This window comes from Bacillus sp. FJAT-27445, assembly GCF_001510665.1.
In the GTDB taxonomy this organism is placed as follows: Bacteria; Bacillota; Bacilli; order Bacillales; family Cytobacillaceae; genus Bacillus_D.
This window is the reverse complement of record NZ_LMTI01000003.1, coordinates 672,966-693,386: the sequence shown is the minus strand read 5'-3', so window position 1 is coordinate 693,386 and position 20,421 is coordinate 672,966. Positions and strand designations below refer to the sequence as shown.

The window sequence follows — 20,421 nt, the reverse complement described above, 5'->3', positions numbered from 1 at the left end:
ATAAAAAAACTGTATGGGGAACGGCATATTGTGGATAAGGGGGTGGGTTGGACCTCTTTTAGCCGTGTTTACACACTTTTCAACAGCTGCTGGCAGTTGTTTTCAAAAAGCATTCCTTGTGGTTTCGTGAACAACGGGCACCAATGACAGTAAAAGCCACTTCGACCGTATCGGAGTGGCTTTTTTAAAAAAGTAAGACGCTGGCGAATTTTGCGCAATTGGTGCTATTGGAAATTTCTTAATAGGAACTTACGCGCAGACCCGGTTCCTGCCCTCATTTTTGGCGCGGTATAGTGAATCATCGGCTTTTTTGAGCAGGTAGTCTATAGCAGTGGTGGTGTCCGGGTAAGTGGCTATTCCAATGGATACCGTGATGTGAATCCTTGATTCCCCCGAGATGGCAAACGGATAAGTCTCCACTTTCTTCCTGACTTCTTCGGCTATTTCTTTTGCGAAAATTTCAGAGGTATTCGGCAGAATCATTGAGAATTCCTCCCCGCCATTTCTTGCCGCAATACCCCGATTCCCTGCGGAGGCGTTTAAAATTTCACCCAACTGCTTCAGGATTTTATCTCCATCCGGATGGCCGTACCTGTCGTTGATCGATTTAAAATGATCGATATCAATGGCCAACAGGGACAACGGTTCTCCGGTTTGCTTGGCAGCAGATACTTTCCGGTTCCAAATCACGTCAAATTGCCGGACATTGCTAAGCCCGGTGAGGAAGTCAGTTGAAGCAGTCTCCTGAAGCTTACGAAAATTTTGATTGGAACGGACGATATAATCGCAAAGCCAGGCAATGATGAATCCGCCTAAAAGCGAAAAAGAGCTGTAATAAAGAATTAAGGTGTACCTAAGGTCAAAATCTTTTACTAGTAAAATGATTGCAATTGAAAATAAGACTATATTAAGCAAATTTACCGTTAGAAACTTAGTAAATGCCGACAATTTCCGGTTTCTAATATAGGAAGATATGAATACGAGCAACAGGATGACAAAACTGGCCGTGAGCGACGAGGGGTTCACACCGAAAAACGTGAGCCTGTTAAGTATGATAATGGCCGCTGCTGTCAGCCCGCTTATCCAACCGCCATAAAGCGTTGAAATGATAATTGCAAAGTTGCGGAAGTCAAGAATGAGATGATCCGTCATTTTTACAGAAAAAAACATGAGCAGCGAACCCAGGCTGCCTGCGCCTAAGCCCCCAAGCAACTTGGTTTTCATGTTGGCATCCATCGGCTTTAGCTTGAACAGCTGGCCTGAAATTGCCAGGGATGATATTACAATAGCAATATTGGATATTAGGTCTTTATACATAAATACTCCTCTCTTCGACTCTATTTTACAACATAATTTTTCCAATTCGAAGAGGTTATCGACATTTTCTATATATTTTTGACAAAATCTAGTAGGAAAATTTATATATGAATCTGCTGACAGTTTGAAACCTCATGAAAATGCAAAAAAACCACTCCCAACCATCGGAGTGGTTTGTCTATCTTTGATACGCGTCAGCTACTCTTCTTCCCGTGGAAACCATAACGTCATCGAGGTGCCTTTATTCAACCGGCTTTTCACCTGGATGCTGCCTTTGTGGGCATCCATAAGCGCCTTAACGATAGAAAGCCCGATTCCTGCGCCGCCCGTCTTTCGGTCGCGCGATTTATCGCCTCGGTAAAAACGTTCGAAAATATGCGGAATGTCATCCTCCGCAATCCCCGCTCCCTCATCCCCAACGATGAAGCCGACCGAGTATTCGTTTACCCCTGTCACAGAAAGGGTAACCTGCTTTCCTTCCGGCGTATACTTCAACGCGTTGTTAATGACATTCGAAAGGATTTGCATGACCTTGTCCTTGTCTCCATAAAACCATTCTTCCTTCTCAGGGAGGCTGCAAACAAGCTGGACTCCCTTGTTGGTGAAAGCAGGCAGGAACATGTCCCGAAGCAAGGCAACGACTGCGCCAGCTTCAAGCATTGTCATTTCAAGATGGATCTGCGGATTTTCCGCGGCAAGCAGTTTTTCCAATTCATTCACCAGCCGGACAAGCCGCATCAATTCTTCATGGCTAGCCTCAAGCCTTTGCGGGGTTGGCTCCCAAATGCCGTCCTGGAACGCTTCAATTTGGCTGCGCAGGGTGGCGAGCGGCGTCCTCAGTTCATGGGCAAGATCACCTGTAAATTGCTTGCGAAGCATTTCCTCTTTTGAGAGCGATTCGGCGAGGTTATTGAACGAAATCGCCAGCTGCTTCACCTCTTCAGGCAGCCCCCTTAGCGGAATGCGGATGCCAAGGTTATGGTTCTGGAGCTGGTTTGCCGCAAACTGGAGCTTTTTCAGGCCTGACGTCAGCGTTTTTGAAAAAATCATTGAAAAGATAATGGCTATTATGACGGTCAGGCACACAGCACCGTAAATATATAGCTGAATTGTCTGCAAGAAGGTCGATTCATCCTTGATAAAACCTCGAGGATAAATCGCGACCACTTCGCCAACTGTTTTATTGTCAACGACTAGAGGATACGACTTGGATAGCCATCCCTCCCTATTTTCAGGAACGGCGATCCCCATGTTATTCATAATATTTCGAAGCCGTGATGTATCCCAGGGAGCGTGTCCCTGCATATCTTTCACCTGAAAATAAAGCTGCTCCGTCAGCGCGTATTCATGCATCAGCCTCAAAGTCTGTTCATTTACAAAGTTTTGATTTCTCTGATACTCCGATTTTACAAGATTGACTATCCTCTCAATCTTTTGCTCGCGGTTCCGCTCCAGATAATTGTTAAAACTTTTATCAAATCCCCACTGGATAAAAATGCTGACGAGCACAATTCCCACCATGGATACAAACAGGATGTAAAAAAGCAGTTTCGCCCTCAGCGTCTTAAGCATTCGGCGCGCCCCCGAATTTGTAGCCCATCCCGAAAACCGTTACTACAAACTGCGGCTGCCTGGAATCCAGTTCGATTTTTTTGCGGAGATTTTTGATATGTGTATCTACGCTCCGTTCATAACCCTCATAAAACATGCCCTCGTCCTGAATTTTTTCCAGTAAATCCATCCGGCTATACACCCTGCCCGGATTTTCGGCCATATTTGTCAAAAGCTTATATTCAATCGGGGTCAGGCTGATCAGTTCCCCGTTTATGGTTACTTCCTTCTTCCCGGTATCAATTGATAGCCCGCCTTTGAAGTTTAGTTTGTCCGTCTTTTCAACCGGCTTCTTAGACCGGCGTAAAATCGCCTGGACCCTGACGACGACTTCGCGGGGCGAGAAAGGCTTCGTCACATAATCATCCGCTCCCATCAAAATCCCGTTGATTTTGTCATCCTCGCCCGATTTCGCTGTGAGCATCAAAATCGGCACTTCTGATTCCTTCCTTACAAGCCGGCACACTTCCTCGCCGGAAATATCCGGTAGCATCAAATCCAATATCATTAAATCGGGATTTTCCGAGCGCGCTTTCTTAAGCGCATCGACCCCGTTGTCAGCTGTAGCAATGGCGTACCCTTCCCGTTCAAGGTAGGCCTCGAGCACTTCAATAATTCTTTTTTCATCATCAACAATCAGAATTTTCACCATAAATATGCACTCCTTCCGCCACTTCCATCATACCATCTAATTCGCCTGTCAAATTTGAACAATTTTCATCTTCACAAAAACCACATAACTTCTTCATACCATCTACATTCTCTTTTTTTATGATAGGGGTGTGGTTAAGAGAGGTGAAAAGCCTCGGACGAACCAGTAACTTCAGGAAAACCATCCTGAAATGCCGGAAGGAACCAGCGGAATGCCACATGGTGGGGCCATGACAGCAGGAAACGGGAACCGGCAGGGCAAATCAGATTTCTCGAATACGCATGACTGAATGAACAACTGTTTTACCAAGTTTAAGTTTGAACTATCTAGCTTTACCCTTAATTAACCTCCCTTTAATAATACGGGTGCCTGCGACGCGGGCACCCAATTTTTTTTGCCATAAAAATTGGCCTGGCACACTCGTCGGATATTTTTTCCGACTTTGGTGCCAGGCACTCTATTTTAATAAGCTATTTCACCTTAATCTTTTAAACGAGAAGAAGGCCGTCCAAGTCGAGTATTTCAATTTTTCGGCGCGGCTTTTGTTTAATAATTCCCGCGCCTTCTAACTCAGCCAACTTGCGGGAAATCGTTTCAGGGGTGGTCCCGAGATAAGAGGCGAGGTCTTTTTTACTCATCGGCAGCACAATTTCCTGCTGCCCGCTTTCAGCCTTCAGGCACTCTGCAAGGAAGAGTGCAATCCGTGTTTCCACCTTCTCTGTTGCGAACCGGGCGCTCTGCTTTTCGGATTGCCCCAGGCGGTTCGAAAACTCAGCCAGTATTTTAAGGGAAATGGATGGGTATTTCAGCAAAAGCTCCTGAAGATCCTCGCGCCTGATCAAGCAGACTTGTGTATCCTCCATTGCTTCAGCAAACGACTCGTGGATCGATTCACTGAAAAGGGCAAGCTCCCCACTGAAGTCACCGGCGTAAAGGATACGGACAAGCTGCTCCCGTCCCGATTCCGACAGCCTAAAAATCCGGATTTTCCCTTTGCTTACGATGAAAAGAGAAGTTGAACTGCTTCCCGCCTGGTAAATGAGTTCCCCTTTTTTAAACGAAATCGAGCGAGCCACTTCCATAATTTCCTTCATTTGCTCCTCTTCCAAATGGTTGAAAATTGGCACGAGTGATACACACGCTCTGTGAATCCCCATTGCCAGATGGCCGCAATCGCCTTGCTCTCTTGCTTCCACTGTATCTCCTCCTTTCTCCGGCCTTTCAGCACTCATTGAAATTAATACTTCTATTGTATCGTGAAGAACTAATTCGGGTAACTGTCATTAACTGAGTTGGCCAGATACTTTGCTTGCTGTACTTTCCGCGATCAGCGACTTTTCTTTCCCGCTTTTACCCGACTGGAACCGTATTAATCTCATTGCGTTTAAGATGACAAAGATGACGCTTGCTTCGTGGATGAGCATGCCTGAGGCGAGATGAATATGGCCGAAAAGGACGCCGGCCATCAGCAAAGCCGCGATTCCAATTGCAAAAAAGGTATTTTGCCTCATGTTTCGGATGGTAGCTTTTGCTAGCGAGTAAGCATGAGACAGCTGCCCAAGTTTGTCAGCCATCAGCACAACCCCTGCTGTTTCCATCGAAATGTCGGTTCCGCCCTCCCCCATCGCGAGGCCAATATCGGCTGTCGCAATCGCAGGCGCATCGTTGATTCCATCACCCGCCATCGCTACAATGTAACCCTGCTCCTGTAAACTCTTTACATAGGCGACTTTCTGTTCCGGGAGCATTTCCGCTGCAAATTCATCAATTTCAAGCCTCTCCGCTACAATTGCTGCAGTGTGCCGGTTATCCCCTGTCAGCATAATAATTTTCCTAATGCCGTTTCTCCGTAATTCCGAAATTGCTGCTGCTGCGTCATCGCGTATTTCGTCAGCAACCGAAAAAATGCCCGCAAGCTCGCCGTCAACCGCTGCAAAGACGGCTGTATTTCCGGCTTTCTCACGGCAGGCCGCATAGTCGCCAATCTCTTTTAAAATAGGAATTCCCATCTTGGCCATTAAGGAGCGATTTCCAATAACCAGCTTCCTTCCTTCGATTTCAGCGAGGATTCCGTGGCCTTTTATGACATTAGCATTTTTAGGAATGGCACTGCTATCAAGCCCTTTAGTCTCTGCTTCCCTGACAATTGCTTGGCCCAGGTGATGTTCGGAAATTGTTTCCGCTGCACCTGCCAGCCGCAAAAGCTCCTCTGCTCCTATTTTCCCATAGGCCTTAATGTCCGTCACTTCGGGCTTTCCTTTCGTTAGCGTGCCGGTTTTATCGAAAACAACTGCATCTACCTTTGATAACGTATCCATAATTTCACCACCCTTAATGAGGACGCCGTGCTTCGCCCCATTTCCAATCCCGGCGACGCTTGAGACAGGGGCGCCAATGACAAGCGCGCCCGGGCAGGCGATGACGAGGAAGGTAATTGCAAGCTTCAGGTCCTTCGTTATCGCAAAAACAAGGACCGCAAGTACCATAACCCCCGGGGTGTAAAAAGCAGCAAACGTATTCAGGAACTTCTCTGTCTTTGTTTTTGTTTCTTGTGCTTCCTCAACAAGCTCAATGATTTTGGCAAAAGTGGTATCATCGCCAACCTTTTCCGCGGTAATCTCGATGAAACCGTTATCGATGACCGTTCCGCTATACACGTTATCGCCATGATACTTCCTTACTGGGACTGCCTCACCCGTAACAGCCGCTTCATTCAGATACGCCTGCCCCGACACAATCCTTCCATCGACCGGAATCTTCCCGCCCGGACGGATTATGACCCGGTCACCTACAGCCACTTCCTCAACGGGCACTGTCAGTTCATCGCCGTCGCGAACAACAGTTGCCTCCTGTGGTGCCATATCCATCAGCTTTCTAATGGATGAACGCGTTTTTTCCAAGGTCCGCGCCTCCAAAAAGTCGCCGAACAGGAACAGGAATGTGACTACAGATGATTCCGTGAACTCTTGGAGATACACTGCCCCGGTTACCGCAATGGTAACCAGGACATCAATACTGAATACACGCATCCTTATTGACTGATAAGCTTTTATAAAAATCGGCGTACCGGCCAGGACCGTCGCTACCAGCAGCGCCGCCGTCTTCACCGATGGAAAACCAAGCCAGCCGGACGCAAACCCCGCCACTATGAAGAGGAACGCGGCCGCCGTTAAGGTATTTTTATATTTTGCAATCATTTTTTCTCGCTCCTTTCTTTACTTTTAGCGTAACGGTCATCAAGGGTTGTTAAGAAACCTTCTTAGATAAAACCGGATAGCCAAGCTTTTCAAGAGTTGCTTCAATTCCGTCAGCACTGATTTGCTGCTCATTAAATTCAGTTTTCACTTTACTTAAATTGAATAATACTTTTACCACTGTCACGCCTTCCTTCTTGCTTAGTGCTGTATCAATCCGTTTGACGCACGACGGGCAGGTTAGTGTTTCGAGTTGAAAAACTGCTTTTGCCATGAATGTTCCCTCCAATTAGTAATTAGGTAGCTTACGTTTTTTTAAGATTCCGATCCATCAAGTGGCCATAAAAATTCAATTGAAAACAATAATTTGGCGTATTTTATTTATTGCCAGCAACTCGCAAGGACGACTTTCTTTGCAAACGTCCTCGATATTTCCATAATTTCATCGTCCGGCTCACCGTCTGCCTTCACGCCATCAAGCAGAATTAGGCAGCCCTGTCCTCTGAGTGTTTCTTCCAGAATATCGACCGCCCTGGCAAAATGTTCATAGGAAGAATCCCCTGCGCCAAATACAACTGCAGGCTTTCCAGCCAAATCCGTTTCGAGTAGCTCGCTGTAAAAATCGTCCATCTCATCCGGCAGGTCGCCATCTCCCCATGTGTAGCTCCCTATTAGAATCAAATCAAAGCCCGGAAGCTCGCCACCACACGCTTCAAGTACATCTTTTTGTACAACCTCAATGCCACTTTCCTCCAGTTCCTCCGCAATCGTATTTGCCATCAGCTCCGTTGTTCCGGTCATACTTGCATACACAATCGCCGCTTTCATCCCTTCATTCCTCCCCGTCTAGTAAATAATGTGCTATTTGAGCCTACGAAACTGCCAATAAGGTTTCTTCACTCTGAATACTACACCCCTTTGTGTAAAAAAAAATTGACCAGCGTCAATTTTGGAGTTTCCGATAAGGATTTAATTTTTCCGAATAAACTAGGGGATTTACGGATAAACTAGCATAATTTCCGGATAAACGAGTAAAATCGCAGGATAAACCAGTAAAACCGCAGGATAAACGAGCAAAATCGCAGGATAAACGAGCAAAACTTCAGGATAACGCTAGCAAACTGCTAGCAGCAGTCAAATATTTAATCACAAAAACCGCCCAAAAATGCAAAAAGAAAAGCCACTCCTGGACAGGAATGGCTTTTCGATTCTTTATTGTATGCAATTACATCTTAACTGGTTCCTTTTGGCTCTCTTCTTTGGCAGGGTGCTCGATTACATTTTTGCGAAGGTTCCCCTTGCCGGAATAGCTTTCAATCAGTTCCTTCAAATCAATGCCGCTGGATGCTTTCAGGGTTTCCTGAAGGCCGGCCATCAAGTTGGTTGCATAGCTGGTTACACGGTTCGCGCCGCTGTTGGCACCGCCGCCGCCAGTGTCGACGATGGAAATCTTGTCGATATTGGCAAGCGGAGCTGCGACTTGCTTCGCATATTCAGGAAGCATTTTCATGATCATGTCCATAACAGCTGCCTCGCCGAACTGCTCGAACGCTTCGGCGATCTTTTGCTTGGCTTCCGCTTCGGCAAGACCTTTCAGGCGGATGATTTCAGCGTCGGTTTCACCCTGTGCCCTGACTGCATCCGCTTTGGCAAGACCGTCGAGGCGGATGCGCTCCGCTTCCGCTTTGGCAAGTGCTTCAATCCGGTATTTGTTGGCTTCTGCTTCGGCCATTTCCTTGGCTTTTTGAGCTGCTGCCGATTGCTCGACCGAGTAGCGGTCTGCGTCTGCCTTCTTTTTAACCTCGGAGTCGTACTGACGCTCACGGCGCTGGATTTCTTTTTCCTCAAGCTCGATTTGCTTTTGGCGCTCAATGATCTTGATTTGCATTTCCTGCTCGGTAACCTGCTGCTTGGAGCGGGCTGTTTCAAGGTCGTATGCCTGGTCGGCACGTGCCTTGGCGCTTTCCTGCTCGGCGCGGAATTCCGATACTTTTAACTGGTTGGTCTTTTCTGCTTCTGCAATTTCGGTAGCACGCTCTAATTCAGCCTGTTTTGCTTGCTTGGCTGCTTCAGCCCTCTTAACGCGTGTTTCCATTTCCGCCTCAGCCGTTGCAATATCGGCGTCGCGCTTAACCTGGGCAATCCGCGGCTTACCAAGTGAATCGAGATAGCCGTTTTTGTCACGGACATCTTTTATAGTGAACGAAACGATCACTAGACCCATCTTTGCAAGATCCTGTGATGCGACCCGCTGGACTTCCTGTGAAAATTTATCGCGGTTTTTGTAAATTTCTTCAACAGTCATTGAGCCGAGGATGGAACGCAGATGTCCTTCAAGAACCTCTTTCGCTTCATTTTCGCGGTCTTCCTTCGCTTTGCCGAGAAACTGCTCGGCCGCGGTGGCGATTTCGGAAATCGAGCCGCCAATTTTGATGATTGCAACGCCATCAGCCATTACCGGCACACCCTGTTCTGTATACACCTCAGGGGTCGTTACCTCAAGCTTGCTCGACAAAAGGCTCAGAGGCTGGGACTGCTGGAATACTGGTAAAATAAACGCCCCGCCGCCGCGGATGATTTTAATTTTGTTGCCGGACTCGTCAATGTGGACATTTTTACTGCCCAGCATGCTGCCTGTAATAATCAATCCTTCATCCGGACCTGCAGTCTTGTACTTTGTAATAAAAACAGCCAGAAGCGCTATCACAACAAATACTGCTATCCCTACTGGAACCCACATCAAATCAAACATTCAATCTCCTCCTAAATCCACTCTTGTTCTAGTTTTTCTTTTACTGCTACTTGAAGCACTCCATTGGCCGTATCGACAACCAGTACATCCTTCCCGGAACCGATTTCGGCACCGTCATAGCTTGCCGCCGGCTTTGCGATCCTCCCGCTGATACTGTCAATCATCACCTCGCCAAACCCGTCCGCCGGAATAGACGTAATCACTTTTCCAATCCGGCCCCGCAAATCGGAGTCGGTGTAGGAAAGCGATGCCTCCGCCTGCGACAGTGGTACAAGGACGAACACATTCAGCAAGGTTACCAGGATTACGGAAATTCCCGCCGAAATCAAAAGAATTACCAGCGACGAAAGACCTGTCACTTTTTCTAAAACAAACCCACTGGCCGACAAAAATGTTATGAATGAAAATAAAAGGACGGGATTCATAAAATCGAGGCTGTCCAAGAGCCCTGACAAAAGATCGCTAAACAGCACGTAAAGGAACGTCAACGCACCGGCTATAATCAAACTGTACAGGTAAATCGTTTCAATTGGAACGCCATTAATCGTTTCCATTTGCCATCACCCCCGTTTGTTATCTCACCTTTTATTTTACAGTAAGGTATACGGCGATTGACAGGGAAAGTTTCAACTAATTGCAATATTTGTAAAAATGTTTTAAAAGAAGGACTGCCCGTTACCCGTTTGCCCAACCCGAAAAAGGGTAAAAAGAAATAACGGAATCAAATACAACTAGAGAGGAGAGCATTACGATGGAACCAATCGACCATCTGGCATGGGTCGTGCCAACAGTATTAGGCATCTCCTTCATCGCCTCATTAATAGCCGTTTCGAAAAAGCCGAGTTACTTAACTGACAAACTGAAAAGGCGCGACTACCATAAATAAAGCACTATAAAAAGCTTAGAATTTCTCTAAGCTTTTTTCAATTTATGGAGCAAGCCCTTCTTCAACTGTTTCAATGATTTTTCCGGTACTGGATAATCCCCGGATTTTAAAAGTGGAATCCTTGGGCTGTTCGACAAAAACGAACCAGTACACCTTATCGTTTTTCTTCACCAATTTGGCTTCTTTGATAACTTCACCATACTCCATCCCATATAATCCCATAAATAATAAGCAAGTTCTTTCGACAGAACAAATCCCAGAAGATGCCTGCTAACAACAATTTTTTGAATATTTAGATAAGGGCGAATCACAGAAAAAATGGGGAGAATACTTCAAATTCTGGGGTGAATTACTTCAAAAATGAGGAGAATACTCCAAATTATGAGGGGAATTAACGATTCAGAATCCCAAAAACACTATAAAACAGCCCAACTAAACGAGTTGGACTGTTTTTTGGCTCCCAATCCCTTATTCCGGGCGGATTAAGTTGAGGAATTGCCTAGTTCGATCGTGTTTTGGGTTCGTAAATATCGTTTCGGGATGGTCGCGTTCGACTATGATACCTTTGTCCATAAAGATAACTTCGCTGGCGGCTTCACGGGCGAAGCGCATTTCGTGTGACACGACAATCATCGTCATACCTTCGTTCGCCAAATCCTTCATAACCTTCAACACTTCGCCGACCAGTTCCGGATCCAAAGCCGATGTCGGCTCGTCGAACAGCATAACTTCAGGTTCCATCGCAAGCGCGCGGGCGATGCCGACACGCTGCTGCTGCCCGCCGGAAAGCTGGTGCGGATAAAAATCGAGCTTGTCGCCAAGACCAACCTTCTGCAGAAGCATTGCCGCTTTTTGCAGCGCGTTCTCCTTGTTTTCACCTTTAACGGTTACCGGTCCTTCCATTACATTCTCAAGCGCCGTCATGTGAGGGAAGAGATTGTAGCTTTGGAAAACCATCCCGGTAAGGCGGCGGAATGAAGCGATGTTTTTCTTCGGAACCTCACGCGAGAAATCAAGCGCCTGTCCGGAAATCGTAATGCTTCCCTTCGTGGGTGTTTCGAGAACATTGAGGCAGCGGAGAAGCGTTGTTTTACCCGAACCGGACGGGCCGATGACAACGACCACCTTTCCTTTCCCGACTTCCAGGTCAATCCCCTTCAGGACCTCCAACTCACCGAACTGTTTATATAAACCGTTAATTGAAATCATCGGCTCCCCGGCTCCACCATCTGTATCAGAACCATGAAGCCCTACCGATCCATTCACAGTACTCATCTATCAATTCCTCCTTCCCACCTATTTGACATACCGGTCAAACCTTGCTTCCAGCCTGCCCTGGAGAATGGAAAGGAAGAAGCAGACCACCCAGTAAAGCAGGGCTGCTTCCAGGTAAAGAAGCAGAAACTCGTAGTTCGTCGAAGCGATTTCCTGTGCCCGGCGGAACATTTCGGTTACAAGAATCATCGCAGCAAGCGATGTATCTTTTACAAGGCTGATGAACGAGTTTGACAATGGCGGAACCGAAACCCTTGCCGCCTGCGGTAAAATAATTCTTTTCAAAAGCTGCGGATAGGTCATACCAATCGAATAGCCCGCTTCCCACTGCCCTTTAGGAATCGACAGGATTGCGGCGCGGATGATTTCCGAAGCATAAGCTCCTACGCTAAGCGAAAAACCGATGGCCGCTGCCGGAAACGGATTGATGACAATGCCCAATGTAGGTAGCCCGTAAAACAGGATAAACAGCTGCACGAGAAGCGGCGTGCCGCGAATAGCCGACACATAAAAGCGCGCGATGCCCTGAAGCGCCTTCGTTTGAGAAATCCGCGCAAGAGCTGTCAGAACAGCCAGGACAAGCCCGATAACAAAGGAAATCAGCGTCAAAGGAATTGTATTAACAACAAGTCCTTCCAGCAGAGGCTGGAAGGAGCTTTTTGCAATCGTGACTAACCTGTCAATCCGGGCAGGGTCTGCGAAAATACTATTTAAGTACATTCTCGCCAAACCACTTCTTGGAGATTTTGTCGTACGTGCCGTCGTCAATCATTTCTTTTAGCGCATTGTTTACTTCCTCTACAAGCGATTCGCTTCCCTTGCGGAACATCAGGCCGCTCTTGGAAACATCGCTTTCTGTCGCAACGACTTTCACCTTCGCTTCCGGACGGTTCTTTTTAAAATCAAGGAAGGCAATCTTATCATTGACAGTCACATCAACACGCTTTGAATTCAGAAGCTCGACAGCCTGGTTGAAGCCTTCAACACCAACAATTTCAGCACCGTATTTCTTCGCGATGTCAGCATAGTTGCTTGTCAGTGACTGAGCGGATTTAAGGCCCTTGATATCTTCAAACTTTGTTACTTTTTTATTGTCTTCACGTGCAATCAGCACTGCTGCGGAAGAAATGTACGGCTGGGAAAACAGGTACTTTTCCTCACGGTCAGGGCGGATCCCCACCTGATTGGCAATCATGTCAAAACGCTTCGCATCAAGGCCCGCGAAAATCGCATCCCACTGGGTTTCCTGGAATTGAACATCTACCCCAAGACGCTTCCCGACCTCCTCGGCAATTTCAACGTCAAAGCCGGTCAGCTTGCCCTTATCGTCATGGAAAGTAAACGGAGGGTAAGTCCCTTCCGTACCGACAACCAGCTTGCCCTCATCCTTCACCTTTGAAAGCAGGTCCCCAGCACCAGACTTCTTCTCATTATTGTTATTAGCATTGTTATTGTCATTTGTGCCACACGCGGCAACCACCACGACAAGGCTAAGTAAAAGTGCAAATAGCATAGATAACTTCTTCAATTGTAATACCCCCTAATTCATATTGGTTTGGTCGACATTAAACATCATAGTACAGGATTACCGGCCATGTCAAAGATTAATTTCTGTATATTTTACCCTTCTTGTTTGAGATTAATCGTTTCCTTGAGGGATATGTTGGAAAGCTGGCCAAAAAGCTTCTAAAGGCACTTTTTTGAAAAGGGGTCACCCGGGCCGGGAAGGCGATTTGGCCAAGGTTTACGGTGTATCCATCTAAAAAAGGAATAGTTAATTCAGAAAAAACCGCCTGGAACCCAAGCGGTTTAAGTTATTTCCTATATTTTTTTTGCGATACAAAGATAGAGTTAATTACCTAAGCTATTGTTTATTGCTCCTAAGCCATCGATTTCTTTTTAGCAGACTGGTTCCCCGCATTCGCCTTCCAGAGCGGCCAGTAAAAGAGGATTCCGCTTGCGATGAGAAGCATCCCTTGGGTGAACGTCTCCAAATCTGAAGTTCCACCGATTATGACCCATGTCGAATAAATCGTCGATACTGTAGCGATGATTCCATCTGTCATGCGGGACTTATCACCGAGATAGGTTTCCCCAGTCACGACCAGTTTTACCTGGTATAGCGACGAGATGAGATACGGAACAAGGTACGAGAGCGTCGCAATGATGATGACTTTCTCAAACGCCTGTGAAATCGAGTTCGAAATTGTCGAGAAAATGAACAGCTGGCCAAGTCCGTTTGTGATGATCATCGAACGGACCGGAATGCCTTTTTTGTTTTCCTTTAGGAACCACGGCAGGAATAGCCCTTGCTTTGCCGCCTGGAACGGGATTTCCGCGCTCAGCATAACCCAGCCAAGTGTCGAGCCGACGAGGCTGATTAGGCCGATTGCCGCGAGCGCCTGGCCGCCTACCGGACCGAGCACCTTGGTGATTGCATCGATTAGTGGCTTATCGGAAGCGATAAGTTCCTCCTGGCCGAGCATGCCCATGACAAGGACGGAGATACCGATGTAAAGGGCGAGCGCGATGAGCAATCCCAGGATGGAAGCGCGTTTTACATCAATCTGTTTTTTCGCCCTTGAGGCAAACACAACAGCGGATTCAACGCCAATGAATGCCCAAAGTGTTGACAGGGCGGCGGAATTCACCTGCCCAAGCAGCCCGATTGTCTGCCCGCTTCCGTCGACCCTTGGCGCAGTAAACGGCAAGATGTTTGTTTTACTGAATGCGAACAAACCGACGATAATGAACAAAACGAAACCAACGACCTTCGCAGCAGTGGCGGCGAAATTCAGGCGGCCGGCATTTTCCATTCCGCGCAGGATGATCGCGTGGGTAGTCCAAAGCATCGCCGTGCAGACGAGAAACGTCAGTCCGTTTCCAACCTTAACGTTAACTCCGCCAATCGTGAACCATTCCGCCTGGCTCGTCAAAATCGGGAAGAACGTAGAAAGATAGCCTGCGAACGTTGTAATAATCGCAATGTTTCCGGCGAGGTTGCCAATCCAGTAGCCCCATGTCGCCATGAAGCCTGACAGCGTTGAAGCCTGTGTGCCCGGCCTGAACAATTCCTTCGCATAAATTTGTGGGCCGCCCTTTAGCTCCGGCTTGCGGATGGCAAGATTGCCGAACACAAGGACCGTCATCAATACCCCGAAGCCGGTCAATCCCCACGCCATCAGCACGCCTGCAGGGCTTGCCGCCTCCGAAAGCGAGCGAGGCAGCATGAAAATGCCAGACCCAACCATATTTCCAACGACTAGCGCCGTCAATATCCATAAACCAAGTTTCCCTTGCTTTTCCATCTATGATGTCTCCTCTCTCCGCTGTCGAAGGGGACGTACCTAGTGCTTCACTTTTTGTAATGAAACTGCGACGTAAACGGATTTCCAGTAATGAATGAAGCAGTAGAAACGTCCCCTGCTTCAAAAAGGGCGCAAAAAAACACACTCTGATACGGAGTGTGCTTGTGCCGCATCAGACAAAACGGGATAGTTCACCATGGTTTCCCATGACAGTCCTGCACCTGTTCGGTTACAGTCCCAGCTGCCGCAGTCAGTGACCTGCAGCGCTTCGGCGGTTATTCCTTTCATCCGGCATCACAGGGGTTCCTGCCCCTCCTCCGGATTACTCTTAATTCCCGCGACCTCTACCTCATCTCGCTGATGAGGAATTATATAAATACAGTATTATTTGTGTTTTTATCCCACCCGAAACGGACGGTAAAACCCCCACTCATGGAAGGTCCACATTATTAGCCTAACCTAGGATAAAGCCTCGCAGGGGAATTGTCAACCTTGCCCGCACCATGCACGGCCCGGGTGGCCAATTTTCCAAAAAGCCTTCAATTACAGAGTTTTCAAGGCTTTTCCCTTCCTGGCAGTTGTGGGATTGGGTCTTGCCCGGGACCCAGAATGGACAAAATTGGAAACATCAACAGCGGTTCCGGCAATTTCCGCGACCTCTCCGCTTTTCAGAATCGGTACAAGGGAAATGGCGAAATGCCTTTTGTTAAAATTGGCCAGAAATGTCTGATTGGCGCCGGTTTCCCAGCATTCGTGGCAACAGTCGAGTGCATCCCCTTCCGATGGGGGAAGCAGGTCTTCAACGTGGGTGCCGGTGATTGCGGCCGGTTGCAGTCCATTTTCGCGGAGCAGGCCGCCCTCCATATAGGTGAATATAAAGCGCCCTTCGTTTTTCGTAAAAGAGAAGACGGCCCCCGGGATTTGCTTTACAACGGCATTTTCCTCCGGCGCTGGTTCTTTTTTCTTCATGAGCAGGAAAACGCCTTTCAGGATGAAATAATAACCGAGCACTTTGAAGATGTGGCCGGAAAAATTGTCGAGGTCGAATACGCTTTGGTAGACGGTGAAAATCATCTCCGACAGGAACAGAAAAGTAAAGGCGAGCGCGAGTTTCAGGTGTGTCGTGCATTTTTCAAGATGGTATTGGTACAGGCAAACGATGAGTGACAGGAAATGAAGGAAGCTAATGAAGTACTCGAGGCCATTTTTAAGAGGAGTCGTCCCTTGCCCTTCGATAACAAGGACGGGAAGGCTCTTTTCAAAAGTGAAGACAATAGCCATGATTGCCAGTCCGAGCATAATCGCACCTGTGAGCACCAGCTTCCGCAAATCCCGCTTCACCAGCTTGTCTGGCATCAGCACCACTGCAAGCATCAGTACGGCTTGGAACATCCGGGCAAATATCCAAAAACAAGTTGCTTTCGCCACGGAACTCTTGGTCAGGAAGTAGGGCATGCCTTTAAAGGTCATCGTGTGGAGGAGATCCACCATTCCTACTGTGGTAAAAATGAAAAGAAGGAGCAACATCTTTGCCGATGGGTTCCGCTCGAGCGCCTTCCAGCTGTACAGTACAATTACGAGCGAAATGGAGATGCTGAAAAATTCAAGCAGCATGTGAAACGATACATAATTCACCGGGTTGTACACCTGGACCAGCTGCGGGTGGAAAACATGGATTCCCATCAGCGCAATAATCGCTCCTACCACCCATACAAGAAATCGCCCTTCCGTCATTGTATTCCTCACCTGACTCCCCCCATTCCATGCCGATTTTCTCCATTATAAAAGTAAAGCGGTGGCTCGAGTCGGAACGAATATAGCAGATTTATGAATATTCCTGCAACATTCTGTGGCTGGGGGCCGGTGGAAGGAGTTGGCGGTGGGTACAGGTCCTAGATCAGAGATTGGTTCTATTTTTTCAAAACGGTTCAAACCAATAAGGCAATCGTCCACACGCAGGCTTGGTTTCCGAAAAGCTGGCCGAATCATTGGCGCATTCGGACTCACGGAGGCTTGGTTTCCGAAAAGCTGGCCGAATCGTTGGCGCATTCGGACTCACGGAGGCTTAGTCTCAGAAAAAGCTGTCCGAATGATGGGGACATTTGGGGACTCACAGGATTGTTTCCGAAAAGGGCAAAATCACAGCGTCAACTCTCCAAGTTATTCCTCCAGCATCCCGCGGATTTCCTTTATGAGCTCATACTTCTGTACCTCGGTATCAATGGCGGTATGGCCGTATTTCGGCATCGCCCAGTACATGCCGTCGCGATCCTCGTTGACAGCAAACAGGTACATTTGGCCTTTTTTCAAAAGCTCGTCGTTCTCATATTTCAGCAAAAAAATCTTGCCGCTATCCTTGTAATACCCGCCATCCTGGATTACGGTAATCCCGCCAAGCAGGGCTCCCTTTATATTTTGAGTGACACGTACCTCAAAAAAGGTGGCAGGCTTTCCAGCATGGGTGCCGCGGCCTTTTTCCTCAAGGACTTCGCCAATGAAAATCCGATTGACTCCTTCAACAAGCGTTTTCGTATCTGAAAAATCTTTTCCGTACTCGAACGATTTGCTAACTGCCACCGCCGAACTTTTAAAATCGAGCAGCATAGTATACTGTTTTACATAAAAAAGGCCTGTCGCCACAACAAAAAACAACCCCATAATCCAAATACGATTTCTCATCCTGCACCTCTTCCGAACAAATTTAGCTGACTTCCATTATAAAGGTTTCATTGATTGGAAACTGTGAAAATTCAAAGACACCTGGCGCGGTCCAACCCTTGAACACCTGGTATCAAGAACGGGCTCCCGAAATACGAAAAAACACAGCCCTGATAAAAGGACTGTGTTCTAGACATCGTTGCGGCCTTCAAAGCCTCAAAAGCTTACTGCTTCCACCATTCACTATATGGATTCGCTGGTGTATGGCGCTTATGCTCCGAAATAACGAAACGCCTCTCAATTTTCGACGCGTTCTCTTCGGGAATCTGCTTGCCCTCCAGATAATCGTCGATTTCGTCATACGAAATACCAAGCTCGGTCTCGTCCGACTGAAGCGGCACATGATCCAGCAAATCGGCAGTCGGCTCCTTCAAGTACAGCCGTTCGACAGCGCCAAGTTCCTTCATTAAAGCCCTGCCTTGCCGTTTGTTCAATCCTGTCAGCGGGAACACATCCGCTCCCCCATCGCCGTGCTTTGTGAAAAACCCGGTTACCGCTTCGGCGGCGTGATCAGTTCCAATAACAAGCAATCCGTTCATGCCGGCATACGCATACTGCGCAATCATCCGCAACCGTGCCTTCACATTTCCTTTTTGGAAATCAGCGAGCACCTGGCCTTCGCCGGACCGCTCGTACTCGACCTTCACCGCGTCGACGGCATCCTTAATATTAAAGGTAAACTCCTCATCGGCCTTTATAAAATCAAGCGCTAGCTGCGCATCGTCTTCATCCTTTTGCAGCCCATACGGAAGGCGCACTGCAATGAACTTGGTAGTGTAACCTTCTTCGCGAAGCTCCTCGGCGGCAATCTGCGCCAGCCGGCCCGCAAGAGTTGAATCCTGGCCGCCGCTAATCCCGAGCACGAACCCCTTCGCCTTTGCCTTCTTGCAATACTCCTTTAAAAAACCAACACGCGACCTGATTTCCTCCTTCGGGTCGATTTCCGGCTTCACATGCAACTCCGCGATAATACGCTTCTGCATACTCATCGCAATCCCTCCTAGCCCAAATTACTCTCTATTTTACCCCTTCTCGGAAAAATGTCCAAGTGAAGCAGGGGACGGATCTCGTGCTTCATTCCTGCCCGTCCGGTGAGGCAAAGGGTACGTCCCCTGCCTCACCCACCCTTACAGCACGCCCGAAAACAGACGGGCGATAGATTCTTTCATACGGTTCCAGAGGCCGCGTTTATAAAATTCGACTGCGCCGATTTTTTCGCTTTCCTGCATATCCTCTTCAAAATGCGCCACTAGGTCGCGGATTGAGCTTGTCCCGTACAGGAACACATTCACCTCGAAGTTCAGATGGAAGCTGCGCATATCCATATTGGCTGTCCCGATTGAGGCCAGATTGCCATCGACAATGATGACCTTCTGGTGGAGGAAGCCTTTTTTGTACGAATAAATCTCGGCGCCATACCGGAGCAGCTCGGGAAAATAGGACCGGGTCGCATACTGGGTAAGGAAGCTGTCGTTGATTTCTGGCACCAAGATCCGCACCTCAAGCCCCTTTGCCGCGGCAATCCTGAGCGCCGTCCTAATCGACTCATCCGGGACGAAATAAGGGGTCGCAATCCAGATTGAGTGGGTGGCGCACGCCATCATCGCATAGTAAAAATCGCTCATGATTCCCTGCTGTGTATCAGGCCCGCTCGCGACAACCTGAATCGCCCCATCCAGCTCGGTGTCCTCAACAGGATGTTTCTCAATCGGAAATTCATTCAGCACCCTTTCGCCGCTCACATACTCCCAATCAAGCAGGAAAATCGTGTGCAGCGTGTACACCGCTTCACCCGTCAGCATCATGTGCGTATCGCGCCAATGCCCGATCGTTTCATCCTCACCAAGGTATTCCACGCCGACATTCAGTCCGCCGACAAAGCCGACTTTCCCATCAATGATTACGATTTTCCGATGGTTCCGGAAATTGAACTTCTGGTTGAAGAACCCAAATTTAAGCGGTGAAAATGGAATTGAATTGATCCCTGCTTCCTTCATCGCCCTCAGATCAGCCCCGGACAGAGTTCGGCTCCCCGCCGCATCGAAAATGAACCTCACCTCTACTCCGGCCTTTGCCTTTTCTATGAGGATATCAATGATTTCCTTCCCAAGCCGATCCGAGCGGAAAATATAATATTCAATGTGGATATAGGACTCCGCTTCCCGCAGGCGGTCCTTGATTTCCCCAAACGTTTCCTCGCCATTTTTTAAAATAACCGACCGGGAAGCCGTACTGATCGGCGTCTTGGCGGCCTTACCGGCAAACCGCGAGAAACTCTCCTGATTATCGACAAGGAAAGTCAGGTCCGGCGATACTTCCAAACGCAGCATCCGCTCCCACTGGTCCCGGTTCAGCTGGCGCTTTGATTTAAACAAATACCCCTTCAAGTAAAGCTGGCCCGAATACAAGTAAAAAATATAGCCCAGCAAAGGGATGAACAGCAGCACATATATCCATAACAGCGTGTGCTGCGGCGAGCGGTTCTCCAGCACGAGCGAAAAAATGCTCACCAGGATAATGCCAGCATACAACAAGGCGAACGCCAGCTTCCACAGCGGTTCCGCCCCTGTAAAAAACACCATATAAAACGATATCGTCAGCACAATCACAAATAAAAATTCAATTCTCCGTTTTAGCATACATTCTCCCCGAGTCAGCCGCAGCAAAATTCTTTCCTATTCTATCTATACCCTTCTCCTTTTGGAAAA

General features: G+C 47.9%; 19 protein-coding genes and 1 riboswitch. Of the genes, 1 reads left to right on the top strand and 18 read right to left on the bottom strand.

Annotation, left to right across the window (positions count from 1 at the left end; translation table 11 throughout):
• Positions 1 to 249 precede the first annotated feature (249 nt).
• The 9 genes from AR337_RS11715 to AR337_RS11675 form a co-directional block, all read right to left on the bottom strand.
• Positions 250 to 1,317, bottom strand: coding sequence for a diguanylate cyclase (locus AR337_RS11715; protein WP_059172174.1), 1,068 nt, complete (start codon positions 1,315 to 1,317; stop codon positions 250 to 252).
• Positions 1,318 to 1,515: 198 nt separating this feature from the next.
• The gene (locus AR337_RS11710; protein ID WP_059172173.1) at positions 1,516 to 2,889 is read right to left on the bottom strand and encodes an ATP-binding protein; all 1,374 of its coding nucleotides are present in this window, start codon (positions 2,887 to 2,889) and stop codon (positions 1,516 to 1,518) included.
• Positions 2,882 to 3,580, bottom strand: a complete 699-nt coding sequence (locus AR337_RS11705) for a response regulator transcription factor (protein ID WP_059172172.1) — start codon at positions 3,578 to 3,580, stop codon at positions 2,882 to 2,884. Before AR337_RS11705 ends, AR337_RS11710 begins: the two co-directional genes overlap by 8 nt.
• A 488-nt stretch (positions 3,581 to 4,068) precedes the next feature.
• Positions 4,069 to 4,776 (bottom strand): Crp/Fnr family transcriptional regulator, encoded by a 708-nt coding sequence (locus AR337_RS11700; RefSeq protein ID WP_059172171.1) that lies wholly within the window; start codon positions 4,774 to 4,776, stop codon positions 4,069 to 4,071.
• Positions 4,777 to 4,863: 87 nt separating this feature from the next.
• A complete protein-coding gene (locus tag AR337_RS11695; RefSeq protein ID WP_059172170.1) occupies positions 4,864 to 6,777 on the bottom strand; it encodes a cation-translocating P-type ATPase in 1,914 nt (637 codons plus the stop codon).
• A gap of 49 nt (positions 6,778 to 6,826) precedes the next feature.
• Positions 6,827 to 7,048, bottom strand: coding sequence for a heavy-metal-associated domain-containing protein (locus AR337_RS11690; protein ID WP_059172169.1), 222 nt, complete (start codon positions 7,046 to 7,048; stop codon positions 6,827 to 6,829).
• A gap of 107 nt (positions 7,049 to 7,155) precedes the next feature.
• Positions 7,156 to 7,602: a flavodoxin gene (locus tag AR337_RS11685; protein WP_059172168.1), complete on the bottom strand. Its 447-nt coding sequence runs from the start codon at positions 7,600 to 7,602 to the stop codon at positions 7,156 to 7,158.
• Positions 7,603 to 7,999: 397 nt separating this feature from the next.
• Positions 8,000 to 9,514, bottom strand: coding sequence for a flotillin family protein (locus tag AR337_RS11680; protein WP_156424387.1), 1,515 nt, complete (start codon positions 9,512 to 9,514; stop codon positions 8,000 to 8,002).
• A gap of 23 nt (positions 9,515 to 9,537) precedes the next feature.
• A complete protein-coding gene (locus tag AR337_RS11675) occupies positions 9,538 to 10,080 on the bottom strand; it encodes a hypothetical protein (RefSeq protein ID WP_059172166.1) in 543 nt (180 codons plus the stop codon).
• A gap of 197 nt (positions 10,081 to 10,277) precedes the next feature.
• Here AR337_RS11675 and AR337_RS23925 point away from each other — a divergent pair, with 197 nt between their 5' ends.
• A complete protein-coding gene (locus AR337_RS23925) occupies positions 10,278 to 10,412 on the top strand; it encodes a hypothetical protein (RefSeq protein ID WP_301335719.1) in 135 nt (44 codons plus the stop codon).
• A gap of 42 nt (positions 10,413 to 10,454) precedes the next feature.
• Here the strand turns inward: AR337_RS23925 and AR337_RS23175 are convergent, their stop codons facing one another.
• The 9 genes from AR337_RS23175 to cls all read right to left on the bottom strand — a co-directional run bounded on the left by AR337_RS23175 (position 10,455) and on the right by cls (position 20,352).
• Positions 10,455 to 10,619, bottom strand: a complete 165-nt coding sequence (locus AR337_RS23175) for a hypothetical protein (RefSeq protein WP_156424377.1) — start codon at positions 10,617 to 10,619, stop codon at positions 10,455 to 10,457.
• Between the two features lie 261 nt (positions 10,620 to 10,880).
• Positions 10,881 to 11,621, bottom strand: a complete 741-nt coding sequence (locus AR337_RS11670; RefSeq protein ID WP_059172248.1) for an amino acid ABC transporter ATP-binding protein — start codon at positions 11,619 to 11,621, stop codon at positions 10,881 to 10,883.
• An 87-nt stretch (positions 11,622 to 11,708) separates the two neighbouring features.
• Positions 11,709 to 12,407 (bottom strand): amino acid ABC transporter permease, encoded by a 699-nt coding sequence (locus AR337_RS11665; RefSeq protein WP_059172165.1) that lies wholly within the window; start codon positions 12,405 to 12,407, stop codon positions 11,709 to 11,711.
• On the bottom strand, positions 12,394 to 13,215 hold the full coding sequence (locus AR337_RS11660) for an amino acid ABC transporter substrate-binding protein (RefSeq protein ID WP_172797539.1): 822 nt from the start codon (positions 13,213 to 13,215) through the stop codon (positions 12,394 to 12,396). Before AR337_RS11660 ends, AR337_RS11665 begins: the two co-directional genes overlap by 14 nt.
• Before the next feature lie 352 nt (positions 13,216 to 13,567).
• On the bottom strand, positions 13,568 to 14,995 hold the full coding sequence (locus tag AR337_RS11655) for an amino acid permease (protein WP_059172164.1): 1,428 nt from the start codon (positions 14,993 to 14,995) through the stop codon (positions 13,568 to 13,570).
• A gap of 179 nt (positions 14,996 to 15,174) precedes the next feature.
• Positions 15,175 to 15,350, bottom strand: a riboswitch (Lysine riboswitch).
• Between the two features lie 188 nt (positions 15,351 to 15,538).
• Positions 15,539 to 16,741, bottom strand: a complete 1,203-nt coding sequence (locus AR337_RS11650) for an MASE3 domain-containing protein (RefSeq protein WP_059172163.1) — start codon at positions 16,739 to 16,741, stop codon at positions 15,539 to 15,541.
• A gap of 414 nt (positions 16,742 to 17,155) precedes the next feature.
• Positions 17,156 to 17,674 (bottom strand): hypothetical protein, encoded by a 519-nt coding sequence (locus tag AR337_RS11645; protein ID WP_059172162.1) that lies wholly within the window; start codon positions 17,672 to 17,674, stop codon positions 17,156 to 17,158.
• 203 nt (positions 17,675 to 17,877) lie between these two features.
• Positions 17,878 to 18,702, bottom strand: coding sequence for an ammonia-dependent NAD(+) synthetase (gene nadE, locus AR337_RS11640; protein ID WP_059172161.1), 825 nt, complete (start codon positions 18,700 to 18,702; stop codon positions 17,878 to 17,880).
• Between the two features lie 138 nt (positions 18,703 to 18,840).
• A complete protein-coding gene (cls, locus tag AR337_RS11635; RefSeq protein WP_059172160.1) occupies positions 18,841 to 20,352 on the bottom strand; it encodes a cardiolipin synthase in 1,512 nt (503 codons plus the stop codon).
• Positions 20,353 to 20,421: the final 69 nt, after the last annotated feature.

What these genes read in the sequence shown, in the direction of transcription:
- AR337_RS11715 (WP_059172174.1), bottom strand. Translation starts at nt 1,317, where the DNA reads ATGTATAAAGACCTAATATCCAATATTGCTATTGTAATATCATCCCTG.
- AR337_RS11710 (WP_059172173.1), bottom strand. Translation starts at nt 2,889, where the DNA reads ATGCTTAAGACGCTGAGGGCGAAACTGCTTTTTTACATCCTGTTTGTA.
- AR337_RS11705 (WP_059172172.1), bottom strand. Translation starts at nt 3,580, where the DNA reads ATGGTGAAAATTCTGATTGTTGATGATGAAAAAAGAATTATTGAAGTG.
- AR337_RS11695 (WP_059172170.1), bottom strand. Translation starts at nt 6,777, where the DNA reads ATGATTGCAAAATATAAAAATACCTTAACGGCGGCCGCGTTCCTCTTC.
- AR337_RS11690 (WP_059172169.1), bottom strand. Translation starts at nt 7,048, where the DNA reads ATGGCAAAAGCAGTTTTTCAACTCGAAACACTAACCTGCCCGTCGTGC.
- AR337_RS11685 (WP_059172168.1), bottom strand. Translation starts at nt 7,602, where the DNA reads ATGAAAGCGGCGATTGTGTATGCAAGTATGACCGGAACAACGGAGCTG.
- AR337_RS11680 (WP_156424387.1), bottom strand. Translation starts at nt 9,514, where the DNA reads ATGTGGGTTCCAGTAGGGATAGCAGTATTTGTTGTGATAGCGCTTCTG.
- AR337_RS11675 (WP_059172166.1), bottom strand. Translation starts at nt 10,080, where the DNA reads ATGGAAACGATTAATGGCGTTCCAATTGAAACGATTTACCTGTACAGT.
- AR337_RS23925 (WP_301335719.1), top strand. Translation starts at nt 10,278, where the DNA reads ATGGAACCAATCGACCATCTGGCATGGGTCGTGCCAACAGTATTAGGC.
- AR337_RS23175 (WP_156424377.1), bottom strand. Translation starts at nt 10,619, where the DNA reads ATGGAGTATGGTGAAGTTATCAAAGAAGCCAAATTGGTGAAGAAAAAC.
- AR337_RS11670 (WP_059172248.1), bottom strand. Translation starts at nt 11,621, where the DNA reads ATGATTTCAATTAACGGTTTATATAAACAGTTCGGTGAGTTGGAGGTC.
- AR337_RS11665 (WP_059172165.1), bottom strand. Translation starts at nt 12,407, where the DNA reads ATGTACTTAAATAGTATTTTCGCAGACCCTGCCCGGATTGACAGGTTA.
- AR337_RS11655 (WP_059172164.1), bottom strand. Translation starts at nt 14,995, where the DNA reads ATGGAAAAGCAAGGGAAACTTGGTTTATGGATATTGACGGCGCTAGTC.
- AR337_RS11645 (WP_059172162.1), bottom strand. Translation starts at nt 17,674, where the DNA reads ATGAGAAATCGTATTTGGATTATGGGGTTGTTTTTTGTTGTGGCGACA.
- nadE (WP_059172161.1), bottom strand. Translation starts at nt 18,702, where the DNA reads ATGAGTATGCAGAAGCGTATTATCGCGGAGTTGCATGTGAAGCCGGAA.
- cls (WP_059172160.1), bottom strand. Translation starts at nt 20,352, where the DNA reads ATGCTAAAACGGAGAATTGAATTTTTATTTGTGATTGTGCTGACGATA.